At 43.2% G+C, this 21,082-nt stretch carries 14 protein-coding genes and 1 pseudogene; all 15 read right to left on the reverse strand.

Going from position 1 to position 21,082, the window contains the following annotated elements; genetic code table 11:
* A pseudogene (locus A3KS_RS22815) lies at nt 1-4,121 on the reverse strand (hypothetical protein); the annotation flags it as partial.
* A gap of 257 nt (nt 4,122-4,378) precedes the next feature.
* Nucleotides 4,379-6,373, reverse strand: a complete 1,995-nt coding sequence (locus tag A3KS_RS22820; RefSeq protein ID WP_051355936.1) for an Ig domain-containing protein — start codon at nt 6,371-6,373, stop codon at nt 4,379-4,381.
* A gap of 130 nt (nt 6,374-6,503) precedes the next feature.
* Entirely contained in the window at nt 6,504-10,433 is a 3,930-nt protein-coding gene (locus A3KS_RS0115635) for a leucine-rich repeat protein (RefSeq protein WP_026395700.1), read from the reverse strand.
* 283 nt (nt 10,434-10,716) lie between these two features.
* The gene (locus A3KS_RS0115640) at nt 10,717-11,058 is read right to left on the reverse strand and encodes a hypothetical protein (protein ID WP_026395701.1); all 342 of its coding nucleotides are present in this window, start codon (nt 11,056-11,058) and stop codon (nt 10,717-10,719) included.
* Between the two features lie 175 nt (nt 11,059-11,233).
* On the reverse strand, nt 11,234-11,590 hold the full coding sequence (locus A3KS_RS0115645) for a hypothetical protein (protein WP_026395702.1): 357 nt from the start codon (nt 11,588-11,590) through the stop codon (nt 11,234-11,236).
* The gene (locus A3KS_RS0115650; RefSeq protein ID WP_026395703.1) at nt 11,587-12,006 is read right to left on the reverse strand and encodes a hypothetical protein; all 420 of its coding nucleotides are present in this window, start codon (nt 12,004-12,006) and stop codon (nt 11,587-11,589) included. The genes A3KS_RS0115645 and A3KS_RS0115650 overlap by 4 nt, the downstream gene beginning before the upstream one ends.
* Before the next feature lie 160 nt (nt 12,007-12,166).
* On the reverse strand, nt 12,167-12,529 hold the full coding sequence (locus A3KS_RS21580; RefSeq protein ID WP_051355937.1) for a helix-turn-helix domain-containing protein: 363 nt from the start codon (nt 12,527-12,529) through the stop codon (nt 12,167-12,169).
* Complete coding sequence (locus tag A3KS_RS0115660; RefSeq protein WP_341349855.1) at nt 12,522-12,839, reverse strand: type II toxin-antitoxin system RelE/ParE family toxin; 318 nt, start codon at nt 12,837-12,839, stop codon at nt 12,522-12,524. Before A3KS_RS0115660 ends, A3KS_RS21580 begins: the two co-directional genes overlap by 8 nt.
* A gap of 414 nt (nt 12,840-13,253) precedes the next feature.
* Entirely contained in the window at nt 13,254-13,754 is a 501-nt protein-coding gene (locus A3KS_RS21585; protein WP_051355938.1) for a JAB domain-containing protein, read from the reverse strand.
* A 534-nt stretch (nt 13,755-14,288) separates the two neighbouring features.
* Complete coding sequence (locus A3KS_RS0115675; RefSeq protein ID WP_084505039.1) at nt 14,289-15,356, reverse strand: tyrosine-type recombinase/integrase; 1,068 nt, start codon at nt 15,354-15,356, stop codon at nt 14,289-14,291.
* Between the two features lie 2 nt (nt 15,357-15,358).
* A complete protein-coding gene (locus A3KS_RS0115680) occupies nt 15,359-15,778 on the reverse strand; it encodes a hypothetical protein (protein WP_026395706.1) in 420 nt (139 codons plus the stop codon).
* A gap of 631 nt (nt 15,779-16,409) precedes the next feature.
* Nucleotides 16,410-17,327, reverse strand: coding sequence for a hypothetical protein (locus tag A3KS_RS0115685; protein WP_026395707.1), 918 nt, complete (start codon nt 17,325-17,327; stop codon nt 16,410-16,412).
* Nucleotides 17,328-17,700: 373 nt separating this feature from the next.
* The gene (locus A3KS_RS0115690; protein ID WP_026395708.1) at nt 17,701-18,615 is read right to left on the reverse strand and encodes an IS3 family transposase; all 915 of its coding nucleotides are present in this window, start codon (nt 18,613-18,615) and stop codon (nt 17,701-17,703) included.
* On the reverse strand, nt 18,612-18,896 hold the full coding sequence (locus tag A3KS_RS0115695; RefSeq protein ID WP_026395709.1) for a transposase: 285 nt from the start codon (nt 18,894-18,896) through the stop codon (nt 18,612-18,614). The genes A3KS_RS0115690 and A3KS_RS0115695 overlap by 4 nt, the downstream gene beginning before the upstream one ends.
* Nucleotides 18,897-18,924: 28 nt before the next feature.
* Nucleotides 18,925-20,760 (reverse strand): hypothetical protein, encoded by a 1,836-nt coding sequence (locus tag A3KS_RS0115700; protein WP_026395710.1) that lies wholly within the window; start codon nt 20,758-20,760, stop codon nt 18,925-18,927.
* Between the last annotated feature and the right edge of the window lie 322 nt (nt 20,761-21,082).

Consider the following 21,082-nt stretch of genomic DNA (forward strand, 5'->3'; position numbering starts at 1 on the left):
GTTTTTGCCTGAATTGTCACATTTCCAGCTGCTGCTGTTCCTGTAAATGCTATCGTTACTTCTGTTGCGCTTACACGGTTCACTGTTCCCAATGTTAAGCCCGTTGTTCCTGCATCTACTGTTAAGTCCGCTGCTGTCATCCCTGCTTTGAAGTTCGTTCCTGTCACGGTTACTGTCGGATTAGCTGCTCCATTTGCAATTGTACTGGCTGTTGCAATTACTGGTGCTGTCGCCGGTACAGTTACTGTTAAGGTATTGCTTGCTGATACTCCTGCTGGATCAAACGCTGATGTTTTTGCCTGAATTGTCGCATTTCCAGCTGCTGCTGTTCCTGTAAATGCTACCGTTACTTGTGTTGCGCTTACACGGTTCACTGTTCCTAATGTCAAGCCCGTTGTTCCTGCATCTACTGTTAAGTCCGCTGCTGTCATCCCCGCTTTGAAGTTCGTTCCTGTCACGGTTACTGTCGGATTTGCTGCTCCATTTGCAATTGTACTGGCTGTTGCAATTACTGGTGCTGTCGGCGTTGCTGTGGTGCTCTTAAGAGCAGCTCTGAGAGCTGCTAATTCCTGAGTTGCATCAGTAAAGGTTTTGTCCACATCATCCTCCGGATACAGCTTGGTATCGAGAGTAATGGTATACTTTTTATAAGCAGCTTCATAAGGCTCCCAGGATGCCAGTGTGTATAAGCACTTGTCGGCAATGTATTTGCTGGTTGCCTTATCATAATACATTTCATTATTTAATTTGAATTCATATGCATCTTTTTCTGCAACGAACAGAGCCACATTCGCCTTTGAAGCCCGGGGAACCAGTTGCTTTATTGCCGTAACCATATAGCCGGTTTTTTTTATTATAACGGCCAAATCCGTCTTAATCCGGTCTTCCGGTAAGATCGTGTTGAGATTTTTATCAACCATGTATAAACCATAGGAAGAGGTTGTGAAACTTTCTGGCGTTGTATCAGCTGGCAGCATCATAGCTTTGTCGTAAGCATCATATGCCTGTTTATACTCGTGTCCAACGTCATCCCTATAAACAAACGCAGCTTTAAGATTATTTAAGGTATTGGTTGCACCATTTACCGCTGCTTCACCGGAGGCCTGGGTGATATCGGTAGGTTTTTTTCCGTATTGATCCCATTGCCAATTTTTTGCTTTATCAAAGCTTGCATATTCTTGCACCTTGACTGCATAGGCATCCCAGGACGCATCCGTCACATGGCCTGAAAAATCTTTATCTGTTCCCAAAAGTAGTTGATATTGCCGATAAAGCTCAATGGCATCCAGGAATCCGGTCAGATCGGCATTGCTGGCCAGTTGTTTCTGAGCCGTGAGAATGTTTTGGGTTGCCGCAAGAATCGCGCTGGAGGTACTGTCTTTATCGACATAATTATCAGTTATCACCTTCTGATATATCAACCAGGAGTCTGGTTTAAATTCAGCTTTTCTGCCGGCATAGTCAGCAATCGCTTCGGTGTAATACTTCAGTTCAGCCGGCGCCTTGTAACCGGCCAATTTTTTCTGAGCCTCGATGATTCTTTTCGTGGCAGCATCAATTTCAGCCTGGCTGTTTTCCACCGTCATGATATTGATCTTGTTGTCTAACACCTTCTGATAGGCGGTCCAGCCAAAGGTTGTGTATTCTGGTTCCTTGCCGTCAAACTCCGTATACTCCAGATCATAGGTAGTAGTGATACCCTTTTTTACCAGCGATTCCTGAGCGGTCTCAATTTTCCCCATCGCCGTTATAATTTCCGCTTCTGATTTTTCTGGCGTCATGATGTTGGCATCGGCTATTTTTTTATAAGCTGCCCAGGATATTTTGGTATAGATATCCTTATTGACCGAAACGGATTCCACCAGTGTTTTATATTTCTGATAGATGCTGATTCCCGCTCGGTAGACCAGTTTTTTCTGGGCATCGGTGATTTTTTTAGTGGCAGCATCAATGACCGCCTGGGGATTATCGTTGGTATGGGTATCGGCATCGATGACCAGTTCGTTCGCATCCAGCACCTTCTGATAGACTGCCCAGGTAACCGGCGTATATTCTGCTTCTAGTTTAGCAGCATAAGCAGCTTCATACTTGACCGTCGATCCCCGTAGCACCAGGGTTTTCTGGGCGGCTTTGATTTTTACAATCGCCGCATCAATGGCGGCCTGGCCTTTATCGGCGGTCATCACATTGGCATCCAGAACCTTCTGGTAGGCGGCCCAGGTTTTGGATGTATAAAGGTTAGCGCTGGCCTCCGGATAAGCGGCAAGCAGGGTATTATAAGCCGTCATTACTCCGCCTTTAACGAGATTTTTCTGAGCGGCTTTTATTTTTGCGGTAGCGGCATCAATGACGGTCTGGCCGCTGTAGCGGTTGACCTCATTGGCGTCCACCACCTTCATATAGGTGGCCCAGGAGGCGGTAGTATAGTCGGTCTTGACCACCGCCGCCAGTGCGGCCAGATATTTTTCCATTTCTCCCACTGGTACCAGGCTTTTCTGAGCCACTAGAATTTTTGCAGTGGCGGCATCAATGGCGGTTTGACCGCTGGCTGGGGTAACCTCATTGGCATCCAGCACTTTTTTGTAAACAGCCCAGGAGGCGGTGGTATAGTTATCTTCTTCTGCCTGTGCCAAGGCATCCAGATACTCTTCCATATCTCCAGCCGATTTCAGCAATTTTATCTGAGCGGCCAGAATATTGGCGGTGGCGGCATCAATTTCGGCCTGGGTATTTTTTCGGGTTACTTCATTGGCCTCCAGCACCTTCTTGTAAGCGGTCCAGGAAGCGGCCGTGTAATCGGCTTTTTTCGCCGAATCGATGACTGCTTGATATTCGGTAAGATCGCCAGCTCTGACCAGTTTTGCCTGAGCGGCTTCAATATTTTTGATCGCTGCTTCAATGTCTGTCTGGGTATCATTTTCGGTGACCACGTTGGCACGCACCACTTTTTGATAAACCGTCCAGGACACATCGGTGTAATCTTCTTCTTTAACGGCGGCCAGGAGGGCATCATAGGCGGTAAAATCAAACTTTCTGACCATTTTCTTTTGCGCATTGACAATTCTTTCAGTGGCCGCATCCACTTCAGTCTGGCTGTTATTTTCAGTCATGGCGTTATCAATCAGAACCTGCTGATATTCTGCCCATGAACCGGTGGTATAGTCGGCTTCTCTGACGGATTCCAGAGCATTTAGATAGGCCGTCAGATTGACCTTCATTTGGAGCTTTTTCTGAGCTTTTAAAATAATTGCTGTGGCGGCATCAATTTCAGCCTGGGTATTATCCTGAGTCATCACATTTTCATCCAGCACCTGTTGATATTCGCCCCAGGTATCCGGGGTACACTCGACTTCTTTGACAGCATTGATGGCCGCCATATAGGCGCGAAAATCCATGCCTTCGACCAGATCAGCCTGGGCCGCCAGAATCGCTCGGGTGGCGGCCAAAATCTGGGTATTGGTACTATCTTCCGTGACGACATTGGCTTTGACAACCACCTGATAATCGGCCCATGATTCTTCAGTATACAGATATTGTTCAACCGATGACAAGGCCTCATAGTAAAACTGCAGATATTTGTTGACTTCCACCAGTTTAATCCGGATTGCTTCCAGGCGATAACCTTTACCGGTAGTCCCAGCAGTATCCCCGCTGACAAACCAGGTAGAATCGTCGGTTTCGTCTTTTAACCAGCCGATATTCTGAACCTGAACATTGTATTTTAGAGTATAACCAGGCAAGTCCTTCAGAACCAGTTTGATCCGCTCCATCCGTAAGCCCTTGCCTTCAGTACCAGCCAGATCGCCCATGGAAAAGGGGCCCAGATCGCCTTCGTTTTGAACATGAACATAAGTAAGAATTTCAGCGCCAGCTGGAACAGACCCGGTCAGTTCAATTCTCATTGCTTCCAGACGCTTTGATTCACCAACAGTCCCAGACAGGCTGCCATCGTTTTTCCAGACGCTTTCCCAGCCTTTGTCCTGAATATGGGTTTTATATTTTACCCCGACCGCTGTTGCTGACGTACCAATCTGTCCGGTCGCAGCAAATGTAGTTGGTGAAAAAATCATCGACATCAATAATACTGTTGAAATAATCGGCACTGTTATTTTTTTCGTCATTTTTTTAATCCTCCGTTAGATTATCGGTTATTTGTGCAGGGTAATATGATGAAATCGATTGATGTTTATCCCCGCAAAAATGCCATCACTTTTGTATCCTAGTCTTATTATCGTCATTTGGCGTTTTTTCTTTAACGCTGTCCGTTTTTGATTTTAAATTAAAGCTGTTTTTAAACATTTACTTGACTTTATTTTATATCATAAAACGAAAAAAAAGACAAGGGAAACACTCCCTTGTCTTAATCTTTCAGCTGTTACTAATTCAACACCATAACCACATTTGCCGTGGTGGCTGGTGCTGAACTGTCAACCGGGGTAATGGTAAAGGTTACCGTTGCTGAACCATTGCCGATGTTTGTGATTGCTCCGGTAGTCGGGTTGATCACAGCGGTTCCATTATCTACTCGGGTAAATGTTACCGCATATTTTGCAACATTGTAACCGCTCCCGGTGATCAGTTCTTTGGCCCGGGTGATAATGTTGTCACCCACACCTTGCACCTCAAAATGGGCACTATCCAGATTGGCATTGGCCACGACATAGGCACCTGAATACACCAGATTTTTCTGAGCGGTTATAATCGCCTGGGTGGCGGTATTGACCTGAGCCTGGGTGTTATCCGATGTTACGACATTGGCTGCTACCACCGCCTGATAAGCCGACCAGGATACGGTGGTGTAATTGGCCTGTTTTACTGAGTTCAAAGCCTCGGTGTAGGCGGTGAGATCCGACCCCAACACCAGTATTTCTTCCTGTAGGGCTTTTAAAATGGTTGTGTAGCCATCTACTACCGCCTGGGTATACCCCTTCATTGTCGCTATGGGTATTTCGGTAATGGCGGTAACCCGGGGATCGGTCGTGTAAACGCTAAAAGATGCGGTGGTGTATGGTCCATCGGTTACTTTGATCGCTTTCGCGGCGTTGAAGACAGTTAAGTCTGCCGCTCCCACCAGATTATTGATGGCCACATTAATATAATCGGTGGCCGCATCAACGGTTGATTGAGTGCTATTTTTTGAGACCACATCATAAGCCCATTTGCCATTGGTAAGGGTTCCGTATAATTCACAACGATCTGCATAGGGCGTCCAGGTCGCCGTTGAATAAGGGGCGTTACTGGCATTGGCACCGTACTGAATATACAATGCAATGGCCTGGTCAAAAGCGGTCATATCTGAATATAACTCCAGTTTTTTCTGCGCCTCAACGATTGCCGCGGTGGCTGCATCAACCTGGGCCTGAGTGTTCTGGTTTGTCACTATATTGGCATCCAACACGGCCTTATAAGCTGTCCAACCAGTCTTGACCTGGACTTCAGTAATTGCATAAAACACCTTATTGTAGGCGGTCATATCGGCTAATTTGACTAAGTTGGCCTGAGCCGCCGTGATCGCTGCGGTAGCCGTATCCACCTTTGTCTGCGGATCTTCAAAGGTTACCACATTAGCGGATACCACTAACTGATAGACTGTCCATGATGCGGTGGTATAATTTGCCTGACTGACTGCTGATAAAGCTGCATAGTAAGCAGTCAGATTTGGGGCTTTGACAAGTTTGGTCTGGGCTGCCGTGATCGCTGCGGTTGCTGCATCCACCTTTGTCTGAAGATCGTCTGCGGTAACCACATTTGCTGCTACCACGGTCTGGTAGGTTGCCCAGGAACCGACTGTATAATCAGCCTGTTTAACCGCAGCTAATGCGGCAGTATATGCACTTAAATCCGATCCGTTGCGGATAATCTTAATTTCAATCCCTTCCAGACGCAGACCTTTTCCTTCTGTCCCGGCCGATTCACCATCAACAGCCCAGTCGGTTTCCCAACCTTCGTTCTGGACATGGGTGCGGTACTCTACCGAATAATTAGATGGCATGTTGACCAGTCTGATCTGAATGCCTTCTAAACGTAGACCCTTACCTTCTGTTCCAGCTGCTTCACCGTCTGTTGCCCAATCAGTTTCCCAGCCTTCATTTTCGACATGGGTGCGGTACTCAATGCCACCATTTTCAGGAAGACTGGTACCGGTTAATTTAATTTCGATTCCTTCCAGCCGCAACCCTTTTCCCTGGGTGCCTGCCACCTGACCGTCTGCTGCCCAGGTCGTTTCCCAGCCTTCGTTCTGAACATGGGTGCGATAGCTAACGCCGACCAGATCGGTGCTTTCAGATTCTATATTGCCGGCAAAGACATTGCTGACAAAACCGAACGACATCATTAATACTACTGTCAAAATACTTACTGTGATTTTTTTCATACCAATTCTCCATTCTTATAACGATTCAGTTTGCTTGTTTCATTTTACACCTTCTGATCCGTTATTGCAATGGTGTGGCTGATATTATGATGATTGAAAAGGTAGTTGCATCACTCGCTTGCTTTATCGATCAGGTCACGGTGATATCGGCGCTTTCAACAACAACAGGAGCAGTATTTTTGTCATTATCAGTTATTTCAATGTATACCTTATAAGTACCGGCTTCCTGGGGTTTAAAATCAACCGTGCGGGTGGTTGAATAGTTGCGGATCAGTTGTTCCGCTCCACCATCTTTTTTGAAATAGAATTTATAACGATAAGGTGCTTTCCCATCTGCGGCCGTAGCCGTAATCCTGATGGTTTCATTAATTGCTACCGCCGTTTTACTTAGGGTCAGGGTGCCGCTTAAAACATCAATGACTTTATAGCTGTTAATTGTTTTAGTTATGATCTTTCCTGAAACACCATCAACTGCATCGACATAGATAGTATAGATGCCGGCCGTGAGTGGGGTGAAGGTGGCGGTCAGATCAGGACTGGCGGCTTTTATATCGACCGCTGCTGCGGAACCCAGTTTATAATAATAATGATAGGTTACTGCTGTTCCACCAGCCGCATCAACCGTTAACGGAATAGCGGTATTGATATATTGACCCGAGGGCAGCCCGGCTTTAAAACTGCTAATAACCGGATCATCGGCAATTACGAAAGCTCCACTGTCAAGGATTTTCGTGTTGCTAACGACACCGTTAGCATCTTTAATTTTCACTGAGAACTGATACGTTCCTGCTTCGGCTGGCAGGGTTGGCAGGAAATCCGCTGTTTTGACTTTTGAAAAGTCTTTAAATACCACTGGTGCGTTAGCTCCTAATTGATAAGTAAACTCATATTCATAAGGCGCCTTGCCGCCGATTGCCGTTGCCGTCAGGCGCAAAGCATTACCCAGATTTAAAGGCGAAACCTTATTGGCTTTTAATGAAGAAGCCTCTGGTTTTGCCATTACGTTATAGTTAACAATCGATCGGGTAGCTTTTTTCGCTGCGCTGGAATCTTCAACCTCCACATATAAGGTGTAGGTTCCAGCGGTTGGGATTGAAAAGCTTGTGGTGTAACTCTGATCAGTCACAATTTTGCTTTCAATCAGCACCGGAGCCCCAGCCGAACCGAGCTTGTAATAAAAGGCATAAGTATAAGGGGCAGTACCACCGGCCACCGCTGCGGTCAGCTTGATTTCTTCACCGGCATATTGGCCACTTGGTTTACTGCAGCTAAAATTGGTGATCGTTGGATTATTAGCCACCACAATAGCGCCGCTGCCAAGCGCCTTTTCGGGACTTTCAATCCCGTTGATATCCCGAACCTGAACAAACAGTTGATGACTTCCTGATACCGTCGGGACAAACTCAGCTGATTTTGTTTTGGAATAATCCTGAATAACAACCTCGTCAACACCACCATTTAACTTGTAATAAAATCGATACTCATAGGGTGATTTCCCCCCCGTTGCTGAAGCCGATAACGGAATCTTATCGCCGATATTGGTTTCAGCACTTGTCCGGGCACTAAAGCTGGTCACACTGACCCCAGGAAGCACCTTGTAGTTGGTAATGGTTTTTGAGGCCTTACCACTGGCTGTGTCGGTAATGGTTACAGTCAAAACATAGGTACCCGGCAGAACCGGTGTAAAGCTTGCAGTATCTGAGCCCGCCACCGTTTGAGTGATAGCGGCGCTGGCATCCTTACTGCCGTTTTTCGCTGTAAAACTATAGCTGTTTAGGCCAATTCCGCCGCTGGATTCAGCCACCAGGCCGATTGCCGTGCCAACGTATTGTCCCGATGGAAGATTTGTTTTAAACGCTGTCACAACTGGATTATTAACAACTCTATACGGTGTCAAGGTTGCTGTTGCTATTCTGCCGTTGGCATCTTTAATCTTGACCGTTAAGATATAGTCCCCTGCTTCCAGTGGCACAAAATCAGCCGTTTTGGTTCTGGAATAATCTCGGAATACGACCGGAGCATTGGCACCCAATTGATAAGAAAACTCGTACTCATACGGTGTTTTGCCACCGGCACCTGTTGCTGTCAATTTGATAATTGTATTGATATTTTGTCCTGAAGCCTTATTGGCGGTCAATGATTTCCCCACCAGTTCAGGAATGACCTTATAACTGGAGATCATTTTGGTGACCACACTGCTGTTAGGGTCGGCATCTTTTACTTCAACGTACAACTTATAGGTTCCTTTTTCGGTCGGAGTAAAGATAATCTTGTTATCATTTTTACTGGCCTCATCCTCACTGATCTGTGTTTTGCTGCCAGAGCCCAACTGATAAAAGAACTTATACTGATAGGGTTCGGTTCCGCCACTGACATCAGCGGTCAAGGTAATCGGCGTTTGAACTGACTGACCCGAAGGCAGATCAGTAACCAGGCTGTTGATCACCGGGGTATCGACCACTGTATAGGCTTCGATCATCTGAGTGCTGACTTTGCCACTGCCATTTTTGACATCAACGTACAAGGTATAGGATCCTGCTGTTGTTGGTGAAAACTCAGCCGTATTTTTACTGGAAAAGCCCTGGATCGCAACCGTTTTTTCTGCTACTTCATAGTAAAATCGATACTGATAGCCGGTTTTTCCACCAGCGCCCTGGGCTTCAAGTTTGACGACAGTATTGATCTCAGGTCTTTTGGTATCTTCTTTTGTCGGAGCAGCCGTGAAGCTTCCCACGCTCAAATCATCAACGATCAGGTAATCCTTTATCTCCGCTGTTCTAACCAGCCCTTCAGCATCTTCGACTGCCACATATAAGGTGTAGATGCCTCCCTCAGATGGTCTGAAGGTGGCTTGATTGTCACCAGAGTTTTCTTCGATGATCTCTGTTTCTGAGTCTAATTGATAATAAAAATTATAAACAAAGGGGGCGGTTCCAGTTTTATCATCAACAGTTGCGGTCAGCGTGATATCGGTATTGATATACTGGCTGGACTCTTTGTCCGCTGTCAGAGTTACAATCGCTTCATTAATGACGGTATAATCCGCATAGGCTTTGGTATAGGTTTTGCTATTGGCATCCTGAACGACAACGTAGAAAGTGTAGCTGCCCGGTTTTGTCAACAGGTAATCAAAAGAACTGGCATCCTGAAAATCTGCCACAATTGCCGTCTGATCACCCAATTCATAATAGAATTTATAGGTGTAGGGAGCCGTCCCACCTGCCGCTGTTGCAGTCAGTTTTATGGTGGTGCCGATATTCTGTCCCGACGCTTTATCAATTTCAAGTTTTGTTACCACTGGCAATTCCACTGCAACAAAGGTGATGCCATATTCGGTAGCATAATCTTCCGCATAGGATTTTGTTACGCCATTAATTTTCACCAAATCGCTATCTTTAAAAACATCAACCCCCATATCCGTAACCGCCTGGGGAATCTCGACTGTTTTCAGCTTTTCACAGTTTTCAAAGCTTCCAACATAGGGGATACTGCTGTCGTAGTTATTGATCATGGTTATTGAGGTTGGCAATTCAACCGTTACCAGTTCATCACAGTCAAAAAAAGCCCCGGACCCAATAAACTGGAGGTTGTTATAGTTCTCCGAAAAATCAACCGATGTGATATTCATCCCACTAAAGGCATTGTCACCAATACCCACCACTTTTTTTCCATCCAATTTTTCTGGAATCACCACATTTTTTCCAGCTCCATCGGTATACTCATAATCGGTAATGATGGCCCCCTGGTCGGTCAGGATAAAGGTAAAACCGTCAATGGCCATGGTTTCCATCGATGCCATCATTCTTTGAGTTGCTTTTTTGTCGGTTGATCCCTGGGGTTCATCTGCTGATAGTCCCGAGGTTTCAAGTGGTTCATTTTGCTGTGAATCCAGCAATAAAACTTCTCCATCTGCTGCTAACACCTCATTGCTGTTGCTACCCAGGTTATTATCGCCCATTTCGTTCGCATCACCCTCTGCCAGCACACCTAACGGCATCATACTGATAAGCATGACAAGAATCAGACCTAAACAAAGTACCTTTTTACAAATTTTTTTCATTTTCCCCTTCTCCTTTTCATATAGATCACATATATTTTCATTTTTATACCTGCACATACGGTCTGTTGACAGTAAGCTATTTCTAATATCGGCAAAAGCAGTTCTTCACTTGAGATATTTTCACAATTTTCTACCTCATTAATTTCCACAAGCACGCTACCCGGGGTTGTCGTTAATCACTGCCTTTTTTAATTAAACATCCAAAACTCTTCATAACAATAATTTTTTGCCAAAAAAACCAATCTGAACGATTTTGCTCCTTTCAGACTGGTTTTCGCAAATGTCAGTGTTCAACTTCAAAAATGATCTGGCTGTTTTTTTCGGCAATAAACCAGCGATCATTTTTTATCAGCAAATTAAAAATAAACACATTCGGAATCACAATTCCTTCTTCCTGTAAACCTTCGATAAACAAATTAATATTCTCCTGAATAATCCGTTCGGTCTTTTTTAACCAAACCAGTTGTTGCTTAAAAGAATTGTTTGACTGCATTTTGTTTTTTCTGCTTATCACTAAACTCTTATCTCCAACGCCTGTGTTGCTTTGTGACGCCAACTCCGTTTCTCCAATATTATCATGGTAATGTTTTTTCCAATCATCAACTATATGTATTTGTAATTCCATCAATTACCTGTCTCCTCATCTTCCGTTTGTTTTCGACTTACTGGTGTAAAACTGCCATCTCATTTTAATTTTCTATTGGGCTGCCCCAATTTCAGGTTACGAACCTATTATACACGATCTTCATCCCGAATAGAATTAGTTTTTCCAGCATTCAACTGGCGGATACTAGGGATCGTCATAAACCAACAGCTTTATTCAGTGGTTGGAAGAAGATTTTCTTTTCATCCAACCATAGCGTGAATCCTTTAATGTCACCAGTGTAGCTGGCAATTGTAGCTGATCCTTTGCCGTCTTCCATCAGGTGATTCTCAAAGGCAGTTTGGATTGCAGAAATGCTTTCGTTGATGGTAGCTGTTACTGTAGCGGATTTTGCAAATGACTTGTCAGTTTCCTGTAGTTGCTCACTAACTGGATCGATTTCTTCAACGGTCTCCACAGGTTCATCATCCGAATCAATTGTCAGACTCTTCTTAGTCTTGCTTTGTTTGGTTTCTCGTCGTGGGAATTCGATTTTTTCAATGGTCATGGTCATTTCGAACACCTACTTTCATTGGAATTATTTTCTGACTGATTTAATTCATCCACTGACAAATCTTTCAAAATTACCATTTCAAAGGGATTGTCCATCTGTTCAAGAATTACTTTGCCATGTTTTTTGAGCCAGGGTTGACTGTCTTCAATACTGCCACCATGGTAGTCGGGGCTGTTCTGATAGTAGTTGGGATCAATGATGGGTTCCAGGAAAAAGGCAATGTCCATCCCATCGACATAGTCGGAGTCACTGGTTTTAACCACAACTCTGGCTGTGATCACCAGCTGATCATTTTTTCGCTCAATCACGCTGGGCAGACTAATACCCATCAGCCATTGGGCATAGTCCCCGGTGGGTTCCTGATATTCCAGTGCCAATTTTAATTCCTCAATGATTTTCTGTTCCAATGTTGCCATGCTTGTTTCCTCCAAAAAAGTATTAAAGACCATTGACTGCTTAAGCCAATGATCTTCAAAATTATAATATGTATTTGAGTTTGGGGTTTGATTCAGCTGATCTGTCGCGACTGACACTACTGACGGCATTTAGGGAACAAAAAAGATGGACTGAATCTATTTATCTAATGGGTTTTTGTTTGAATGTACTGCCCTTTTTAAATGTTTTAAAATGAACGTTTCGGTGTGGTTCTTCTTCAATTGGCACGATGGCCAGGGTTTTTCCTAGTGGTCTTAGTATTTTTAAAATGGTCATCAATTGGGGATCGGTTGTTCCTTTTTCCATTCTGGCTATGACTGGTTGTTTGACACCACTGGCTTCTTCCAGCTGCTTTTGAGTGATACCCTGATCATTTCTGGCACGAATTAATTCGCTTATTAATGCCACTCTCAAATCAGATTCCATTATTTCTTCCGGGGTGAATGTTCTTTTTTCAAACTCATCCCAGCTTGATCCAATGGGACTTACTTTTGTCTTACTCATTTTCAATACTCCTTTCAACAAAATCTCTCATATTCCGTTTCGCTTGTTCAATTTCTCTTTTAGGTGTTTTCTGTGTCTTCTTCATGAAATAATGTAGGAGAATAAATCGGTTGCCATCCCATCCAACAAATAAGATACGATCTCTTAACGGTCTTAATTCCCAAATCTCACCCTCTATGTGTTTGACATAAGGCTCACCAGCTCTTGTTCCATTTTCTTTTAGTATCTTCATATAGTCTCTGATTTTGTTTAGTTTAATTCGGCTATCCTTGTCATTTTTGCCTGCTAATTCTTCTAAATATTCCAACACTGGCTCTTTACCATTCTGGTCACTGTAGAATTCTATTTTGTACATACACATTAATTACCTTTCAATTATGATTACATTATAACTCTTAAGTTATATTTTCGCAACACATTTTGATTATTCCTATTTCTTGAGCCCGGTCGTTGTCAAGATAGTTGGCAGTTTTATTTGAAATAAATTTCGACAGTAAACGTTTTAAAATCAAACTTCTTCCAGTGAATCCAGCATCAGGATTTCTGAGCGTTCAGGATTGTAAGAAACGGTTAAGGCGGAGCTGCAAAATTTGTTTTTCTTTGGACATTAACATGTCCTCCTTTCGTAAGTATAACTGTTATCCCGTAGCTTCATTTTAATACTTACGATAGTGGCTCTCTATAGCGGATTTGAAATTTTTAACAGGTGGCTCCCCGCATCGGATTAAGTGTCTCTGCGCAGGAGATTGTGTGGCTCTAAATCAGCGGAATACTCACCTTTTTCCTTCAAGCTACAAAAGCTGTCCTCAGACCCAATGATGACGTGATCGAGCATCGCAATGCCTACCAATTCACCGACTTCTTTAATGCGTTTGCTGATGTTAATGTCTTCAGTGGATGGTTCGGGATCTCCGCTGGGATGATTGTGGAAGAGAATGATGCTGGCAGCATTGGACAAAATGGCTGTTTTAAAAACTTCCCTGGGGTGCACCAGTGAACTGTTGATGGTTCCCAGGCTCACTACATTCATCGACACGGGTTGATTTTTAGTGTCCAGACAACAGACAATGACCTGCTCCCGGTCGGCTTCTTCTAGGAATTTCCGTCCCAATCCTGCTGCTTCAGATGGACTACTAACTCGGCGGACATCATACAGGATGCTGCCTTCTTTGACCATTCTTAATGAGACAATATTGACACGTTTGGCTGCGGTTTCTTTTAACATGATTTCTTCCCTTCATAGTGTTGATTTAATTTTTCGTGGCAAATAGTACCCTAACCTCTTTTTGAATTGAGGTTAGGGTTTTAGATGGTTGACTATTTCTTTTTCTGAGTTTCTTTGGTAGCTGCATAGGCGGTTAGTCCCAACATGAAGCCACTGGTGAAAACTTCAATGGCTGAAGCTGTCCCAATGGCGGTGAGCAATGATAGCATGGTGTTCTCCTTTCATTGATTCCTTTATTTTTAATCCGCTAATTTTCAGGCTTTCTGAACGTAGGCTTCGACAATGACACAGGTCACTACACTAGCGATGATTCCTCCTACAAACAATGGCATCCTGATCCCCCCTTTCTATTTGAGATTTTGTGACTAAATTTTGAAGATGTCACCCCCTTTAGCACCATTTTTGCCGTCAGTGGCGACTGTGCTGTCAATCTTTTTCGGCACTGTCAGGAGTGACGGCATTTTTGGGAACAAACCCTGCCTTTTGACTGGAAAATTCGCACAGCGATGTTGCCATTTTTCACAAGGTTTCAAACTACAACAGTCCCACTGCTTCTTGTTTGTCTTCTCTGCTGGTGTTGATGTAGTAGCTGGCGGTGGTCTGGATGTTGGCATGTCCGGCTAATTTAGCAACAGTAGTCAGATCTACCCCCTTTTTTAGCAGTCGTGTACAGAATGTGTGCCTGAATTTATGGGGAAAAATGGTCATGTTTAAGATCTTTCCCAATTTCTTCAATGCCTTATTCACGGTATCCGTATCCATCTTTCCTGATCGCTGGGTGACTAGCAAGTACCCACTGGTGGCATAGGGATTTTCCTTTCGATCTGTTTCCAGATAGGTCTTAATGATTTCAGCAACTTCAGGTTTTAATGGTACTTCCCGATATTTGCCTCCCTTGCCAACAACTTTAAGACTCATGGTCAACAGATCCAGATCCTGAATTTTAAGATTCACCAATTCGCTAACTCTCAATCCAGCATAGAGGAGAATATAGACTAGGGTTTTGTCACGCAGGGCGACCTGTTCTTTGTTTTCCAGGAAGAATAGCAACCGTTCCACCTCATCTTCTGAAAAAACAACCACTTCAGCTTCACTGCCATGGGCAACTTTAATCTTGTCCTTTTTGGGATGGACGACTTTCTCATGGCAGAGTCCCTGACTAATCAGGAAATGGTTGAAGCTATGGAGACTGTTGATTTTCTTATTAATGGTATTGACGCTGTAGTTGCTGTCCAATAGGTATTTCCGGTAACTGGTGATGGAGAACCGTGTCAGTTTTCCGTCAAATGGCATTTTCTTTTCATCCAACCATAGCGTGAATCCTTTAATGTCACCAGTGTAGCTGGCAATTGTAGCTGATCCTTTGCCGTCTTCCATCAGGTGATTCTCAAAGGCAGTTTGGATTGCAGAAATGCTTTCGTTGATGGTAGCTGTTGCTGCAGTGGGTTTTGCAAATGACTTGTCAGTTTCCTGTTGCTCACTAACCGGATCGATTTCTTCAACGGTCTCCACAGGTTCATCCTCTGAATCAATTGTCAGGGCTTTTTTAGACTTGCTTTGTTTGGTTTCTCGTCTAGGAAATTCGATCTTTTCAATGGTCATGGTCACTTCGAACACCTACTTTCATCGAAATTATTTTCTATCTGGTTTAATTCATCCATTGACAAATCTTTTAAACTTACCATTTCAAAGGGATTGTCCATCTGTTCAAGAATCACTTTGCCATGTTTTTTGAGCCAGGGTTGACTGTCTTCAATACTGCCACCATGATAGTCGGGGTTGTTCTGATAGTAGTTGGGATCAATGATGGGTTCCAGGGAAAAGGCAATATCCATTCCATCCACATAGTCAGAATCGCTGGTTTTGACCACAACTCTGGCTGTGATCACCAGCTGATTATTTTTTCGCTCAACCACCCTGGGCAGACTAATACCCATCAGCCATTGGGCATAGTCCCCGGTGGGTTCCTGATATTCCAGTGCCAGTTTTAATTCCTCAATGATTTTCTTTTCAAAATCGGTCATGCTGATTTCCTCCAAAAAAGTATTAAAGACCATTGACTGCTTAAGCCAATGATCTTCAAAATTATACGGTATTTGAGTTTGGGGTTTAATTCAGGGAACCGATGATTGTGGGGAAATTTGGAACGTTTCTCAGGGAAATCCGTGATTGCCATTTAATTTAATCCGTTTTTCTCGACAGTCTCGACAATGGTGACAACTATTATTCTTTCTCTGACACCGAAATCATTGGCACCATCGTCCGGATTGAGTGGCTCTGACATCAGATCGTGTGGCTCACCAGTCCGGAACAAATAATCACAACAGAACATTCTGACACGGCTGTCGGCACTGACGGCAATTTAGGGACAAAAAAGATGGACTGGCTGGAGAATTTAGATTCTTCAGTGAGTTTGGATGATGGGAAAGTGGCGCAACTGATTGGAAACAGATAAAAGCAGAATGACAGTGCTCACTCTGAAATCTTTTCCAGACAGATTCTCATAGATTTTTCAGTGAGTTTAAACATATGTTCTAGCGCTGCCAAAAAAGAAAAGACGACCCGAGTCCCGAAGAACCCGAATCGTCTCTATTCTCTGTTTCTAAACTATCTAACTCAATAAGTTAAGTAACAGGCTTCTTTTAATTAATTTTGTTATTTAGCTGCTGGGTTTGTAGCTACAGTTACTACAACTGGTGCTTCAAATGTTGCGTCTTGATACAGACGGATTACACCAGCTGCACTTGTGACAGTTACATTTTGTGCATTTAATGCTGTGTCTAATGCTGCTGCAATGTTAGCTGCTTGTGTATTTACATCAGCTCCAACACCAAAGTCAGTTCCAGCTGTTAAAGTAACCACAGTCGCACCGTAGTTAACTGTAATTGTTTCTCCAACTGCTAGTTGTTGTAATAATGTGAAATTATGATCTGCTCGTACTGGTGCGATAGCTGTTACGCCATTTGCAATCGCTTGTGGGCTGTTTCCAATTGTTGTAGGTACGAAACCTACTCCACCACCAAGACCGGCATTTGTTGCTGCTGTTACATTAGCAAAATTACCGCCTAAGGCTTGGATTGCTGCTGTAATTAATACATCAGTGTTATTCACAGCTGTTGCGTTTGCTAAAGCAATAGTTACAACACCAGCGTTGTTAGTAACTGCTAATGTATCAATTGTATTAGCTACCACAGTAAATTGTTGACCGTTTAATAAGTCACTATTTGGTTTTGTGATTGTCAGTGTTCCAGCTAATAGTGTAACGGCATCAGTAATGTTAAACACTGCTGTTCCGTTAGCTTGTACTACACCAGTTGTTCCGCCGGCTACAGTAGTCATATTAGATACTACTGCCGTTGGAGCTGGAGGTGCAACTACTGGTAATGTCTGATTAACCTGTGATGTGTTATTTGTAGCATTTAAGTTGTAAAGGCTGATGTTATTTACAGCAGCAATACTACCAGGAGCTACTACTTGGAATCTTACCTTGTTACCAACTGATAATGCTGCTTCAAACTGAGCGTTTGTTGCTGGTGTATTACCATTAAATGCGCTGTCAGTTCCTACAAACAAGTTATCATCTGGTGTTGTACCAATTTGAACCCCATTTAAACCTTTGTTGTAAGTGAACCAATCAAATTGTCCTGCTTGACCATCAACTGAGATTTTAATTCGTCCACTTTGTGCATTTGCTGCTCCAGCGGCTGCATAATCTGCATCAGCTGTATCAAATGCTGTGATTGTACCTGTTACAAAATCACCGTTTGTAGTAGAAATCTGATCTACATACAGTTCATTTACAAAAGTACCTACTTTTGTTGCTGCTACTAAAGATTTATTAGTAGTTGTTGTTAAACCTTGAGCGCTAACTGTGTAAGTAGTAGGAGCTGCTTGGTCCTATGTCAAGATTTAGTACAAATTAAAATGAGGTTTTAACACAGTTATTTTAACCTGCTATTGGTAAATTTTGATTTTGTATTTTAGTAAAAAGTTTTTCAAAATTATCCGGCGACATATAATTGCAATGACTATGAATACGAGTTGTATTATAAAAGGTTTCCAGATACTCAAAGATCAGTCGATAAGCATGGTTATAATCAAGGATTTTGAAGCGATTGAGCCATTCACGTTTAATGATGGCATGAAAGGATTCAATGCAGGCATTATCCCAGGGATATGCCTTTTTAGAATAACTTCGCTGCATTTTTGCCGTTGCTTTCTGGTATTCTTTTGAAACGAACTGACTGCCGCGGTCACTGTGAATAATCAAGGGCGCGTCGAGTTTTCGGCGGTTTTTAGCTTTGTTGACGGTGTCGATTACACAGGAAATTTCCATTGTTTTTGACAGTGTCCAGGCAATGATTTTTCGGGAGTACAAATCCATGATACTGGTTAGATAAAAAAATCTGTCCATTGTCCAAATATAGGTAATATCGCTGCACCAGACGGCATTGGGGCGTTCGGGATTGAATTGTTCGTCAAGAATATTTCGGAGTTTTTTACTGAAGTCAGAATCTTTAGTCGTGATCGTATAAGGTTTGATCCACTGCGCTTTGATACCCATTTGTTTCATGTATTTGCCGACGGTTCGCTCAGCAATTATTTCACCGCTCTGTTTCAACTTTTCAGTGATTTTCGGAGCACCATAGTTTTGCTTTGAGTCGTTATAAATGGTCTCGATTTTGGTTTTAAGAACTTCCTGTCGTTTTTGGGTATTCGATGGTTTTCTGTTGATCCACGATCGATACCCGGTTCGTGATACACCCAGTTTTTGCAGCATTCCGGAGACGGAAACCCGGCGCTTCTCGTGATGAGCAGCTTCCGCCTTTTTAGCAACCTCAACATAAATCGCTTCGGTTATTTTCCCAGAATGCCAATGGCCTTTTTTAGGACATCCAACGCGTCTTGGGTATCACGCAACTCACGTTTTAAACGTGCAATTTCTTTACTTTCATCGGATGCATAATTACCTGAACCCCGACTTTCAATACTGCCGCTGTTCTGAAGTTCCTTACTCCATTTTCCCAGCGTGCTGTAACCAACGCCGAGATTTTCAGCGCATCCACGCAGACCGAGTTCCTTGTGTTCTTCATAGTACCGGACTGCATCCAATTTGAATTGTTTATCATGTTGCTTAGCCATAATGAGATCCTCCTTTAGTACAATTGTTTTATCGTACCATATTTTTATTAATTTTGGATTTTCTCATTTCGATTTGTACTATTTTTATTCTAGCACCAGCTGCTGTTACTACGAAGTTAGAGTTGTTTAATCCTGCTGTCTGAGTTACTGCAATTGTAGCACTCATGCCTGGATTTACGGTTGTTAATACTGCCGGTTGTGCAAATGCTGCATTAGCTGCTCCATTAACACTCCAAGTACCTGCAGCTGTGTTATCAGCTGCTGCATTTCGGCTGACAGTTAATACATTTGAACCGGTGTTAGCAATAGTGTAAGTAATACGAACACTGCCATCTCCAGCGCCAATGTAAGCTGCACCGTTTTGATCTTCAGTAGTATAGGTTACTACTGCATCAGTTCCAACGCCTTGTGATTCCTGGTTAATATCAAGTTTTGCAGATGTAACTGTTTGACCTTCTGTTACGGTTACGCCACCTAAATCGTTAGGTTCAGTTGCTTCTAACACATGGTTAGTAATAGCAGTTGTGCTATCTTGATCAATCCATACGATTGGTGTAGCTGTTTGTGCTTGTGTCGCATTGGCAACCATGAATGTCGCTTTACCAGCGTCATTTAACTGAACAGTCATTTGACGTGGGAAGCCTGCTGGAACAGTTGGTGCCTGAACGCCAGCTACTACGCCATTGCTAGCTGTAGTTCTTAAGTTGTTGTCGCTATCAGACCAGATGAATGTTGCATCGGTTGCTGTTCCTAAGTTGCTGTCAATCAGTTCATTGAAAGCTACTTGTACAACGCCACCAGCAAATGCTGTTCCATCAGTTTTCTTAACTTCCATGGTGTAAACTCGACCACGGTTAGCAGAAGCTGCGATGGTTGCTTCAGTTTCTGGTGTTACTGTGATTTGATCTGAAATTTGTGCACCCTGGAATGTTACTTGTGGTGCCCATAATTGAAGATCAGTTGCATCTAATCGTGGTGTAGCACCATTATCGATGAAGATAATTGGTGTAGCTTTGGTATTGCTACCTGTTACACTGAATGTTACTGTACCACTTGCGTTTGTTGTTAAGTTAAGAGTAGTTGCTGCACCTGTAGCTCGTTGAGAAGGTACAACGGTTGTTGCATTGCTTACGTCTGTAGCACTTGCTGTTGTTCCGTTAACTGTTCCAATGTTTTCATTGAACAGAACGCGGATAACGCTTCCAGCACCAACAGGATTTCCTGTGTTTCTGTCTCGAAGTGTTACTGTGTAAGTTTTTGATGCGCCATTAGCAATTACGTTTGTATCAGAAGTAACTACTGAAAGCATTGGCTGTGCAGACCATGTGATATCTCTTACATCACGAACTGCTGCTGCGCCTGTAGGATATACAGATACGTTATCAACATCTGTTGCATAACGGGTGTATTTGTATTCTGCTACACCATTAGCATCTGTGTATCGTTCTGCAATAATATTTTGGTTTAAGCTTCCTGCTGGAGACTTAATGTTAAATGTTACAGGGATACCAGCTTTGTTAGCATCTGCTGTAGTAACAGTAGCTGAAACTGTGAATTCCTGTCCAACTGTTACAAAGTTTGTACCATCAGCAATTTTGATTGCTGTAGGAAGAACTGCTGAAATACCTGTGAAGGTTAAGCCAGTGTCAATTCCCTGGTAAGATAAACCATATACTTGTCCACCAACTTGTGTAGCTGTTGATAATACAACTACTTTGCTGTCAGTTTGTTTGATTGCTGCATTAGTAACGTCTAAGCCTTCAACTGCAAAGTCAGCTTTGTCAATTTCAGTAACGGCTTCAGATAATGTTGCTTCTACAGTTGTAGCGTTAATAGCAAAAAAAGGAGATCGTTCTGGTTCCATCTGACTGCTCTGAAACCCACTGAAATCAATACTTTCGGGGATTAAAAAAACGCACAATAGAGGTTCTAAATATAATTAATAGAGGTGCTTTCCTGTGCATATAAAAAAAATAGAAAAACAATTAATAGAATTCCAATAGGTACGAATTCCATTTGCTTTTCTAAAAACTGAGTGTTTCCAATGGTTTCAGGAGTTTGGGATGATGTTGTTGATGTTTCTGAGGATGTTGTCCAGATTTCCAACATCCCCAGCTTTTTTCTTCCAACAATCCCGACCGTCGTGTCTCTCCCGACAAATAGCTGTCGACAGGGACGGGAGTGAC

This window comes from Acetobacterium malicum subsp. dehalogenans DSM 11527, assembly GCF_000472665.1.
GTDB classification, from domain to species: Bacteria; Bacillota; Clostridia; order Eubacteriales; family Eubacteriaceae; genus Acetobacterium; species Acetobacterium malicum.

Bases quoted from the DNA above. Each gene is read 5' to 3' on its own strand.
- A3KS_RS22820 (WP_051355936.1), bottom strand. From the start codon at position 6,373: ATGAAAAAAATCACAGTAAGTATTTTGACAGTAGTATTAATGATGTCG.
- A3KS_RS0115635 (WP_026395700.1), bottom strand. From the start codon at position 10,433: ATGAAAAAAATTTGTAAAAAGGTACTTTGTTTAGGTCTGATTCTTGTC.
- A3KS_RS0115640 (WP_026395701.1), bottom strand. From the start codon at position 11,058: ATGGAATTACAAATACATATAGTTGATGATTGGAAAAAACATTACCAT.
- A3KS_RS0115645 (WP_026395702.1), bottom strand. From the start codon at position 11,590: ATGACCATGACCATTGAAAAAATCGAATTCCCACGACGAGAAACCAAA.
- A3KS_RS0115650 (WP_026395703.1), bottom strand. From the start codon at position 12,006: ATGGCAACATTGGAACAGAAAATCATTGAGGAATTAAAATTGGCACTG.
- A3KS_RS21580 (WP_051355937.1), bottom strand. From the start codon at position 12,529: ATGAGTAAGACAAAAGTAAGTCCCATTGGATCAAGCTGGGATGAGTTT.
- A3KS_RS21585 (WP_051355938.1), bottom strand. From the start codon at position 13,754: ATGTTAAAAGAAACCGCAGCCAAACGTGTCAATATTGTCTCATTAAGA.
- A3KS_RS0115675 (WP_084505039.1), bottom strand. From the start codon at position 15,356: ATGACCATTGAAAAGATCGAATTTCCTAGACGAGAAACCAAACAAAGC.
- A3KS_RS0115680 (WP_026395706.1), bottom strand. From the start codon at position 15,778: ATGACCGATTTTGAAAAGAAAATCATTGAGGAATTAAAACTGGCACTG.
- A3KS_RS0115695 (WP_026395709.1), bottom strand. From the start codon at position 18,896: ATGGCTAAGCAACATGATAAACAATTCAAATTGGATGCAGTCCGGTAC.
- A3KS_RS0115700 (WP_026395710.1), bottom strand. From the start codon at position 20,760: ATGGAACCAGAACGATCTCCTTTTTTTGCTATTAACGCTACAACTGTA.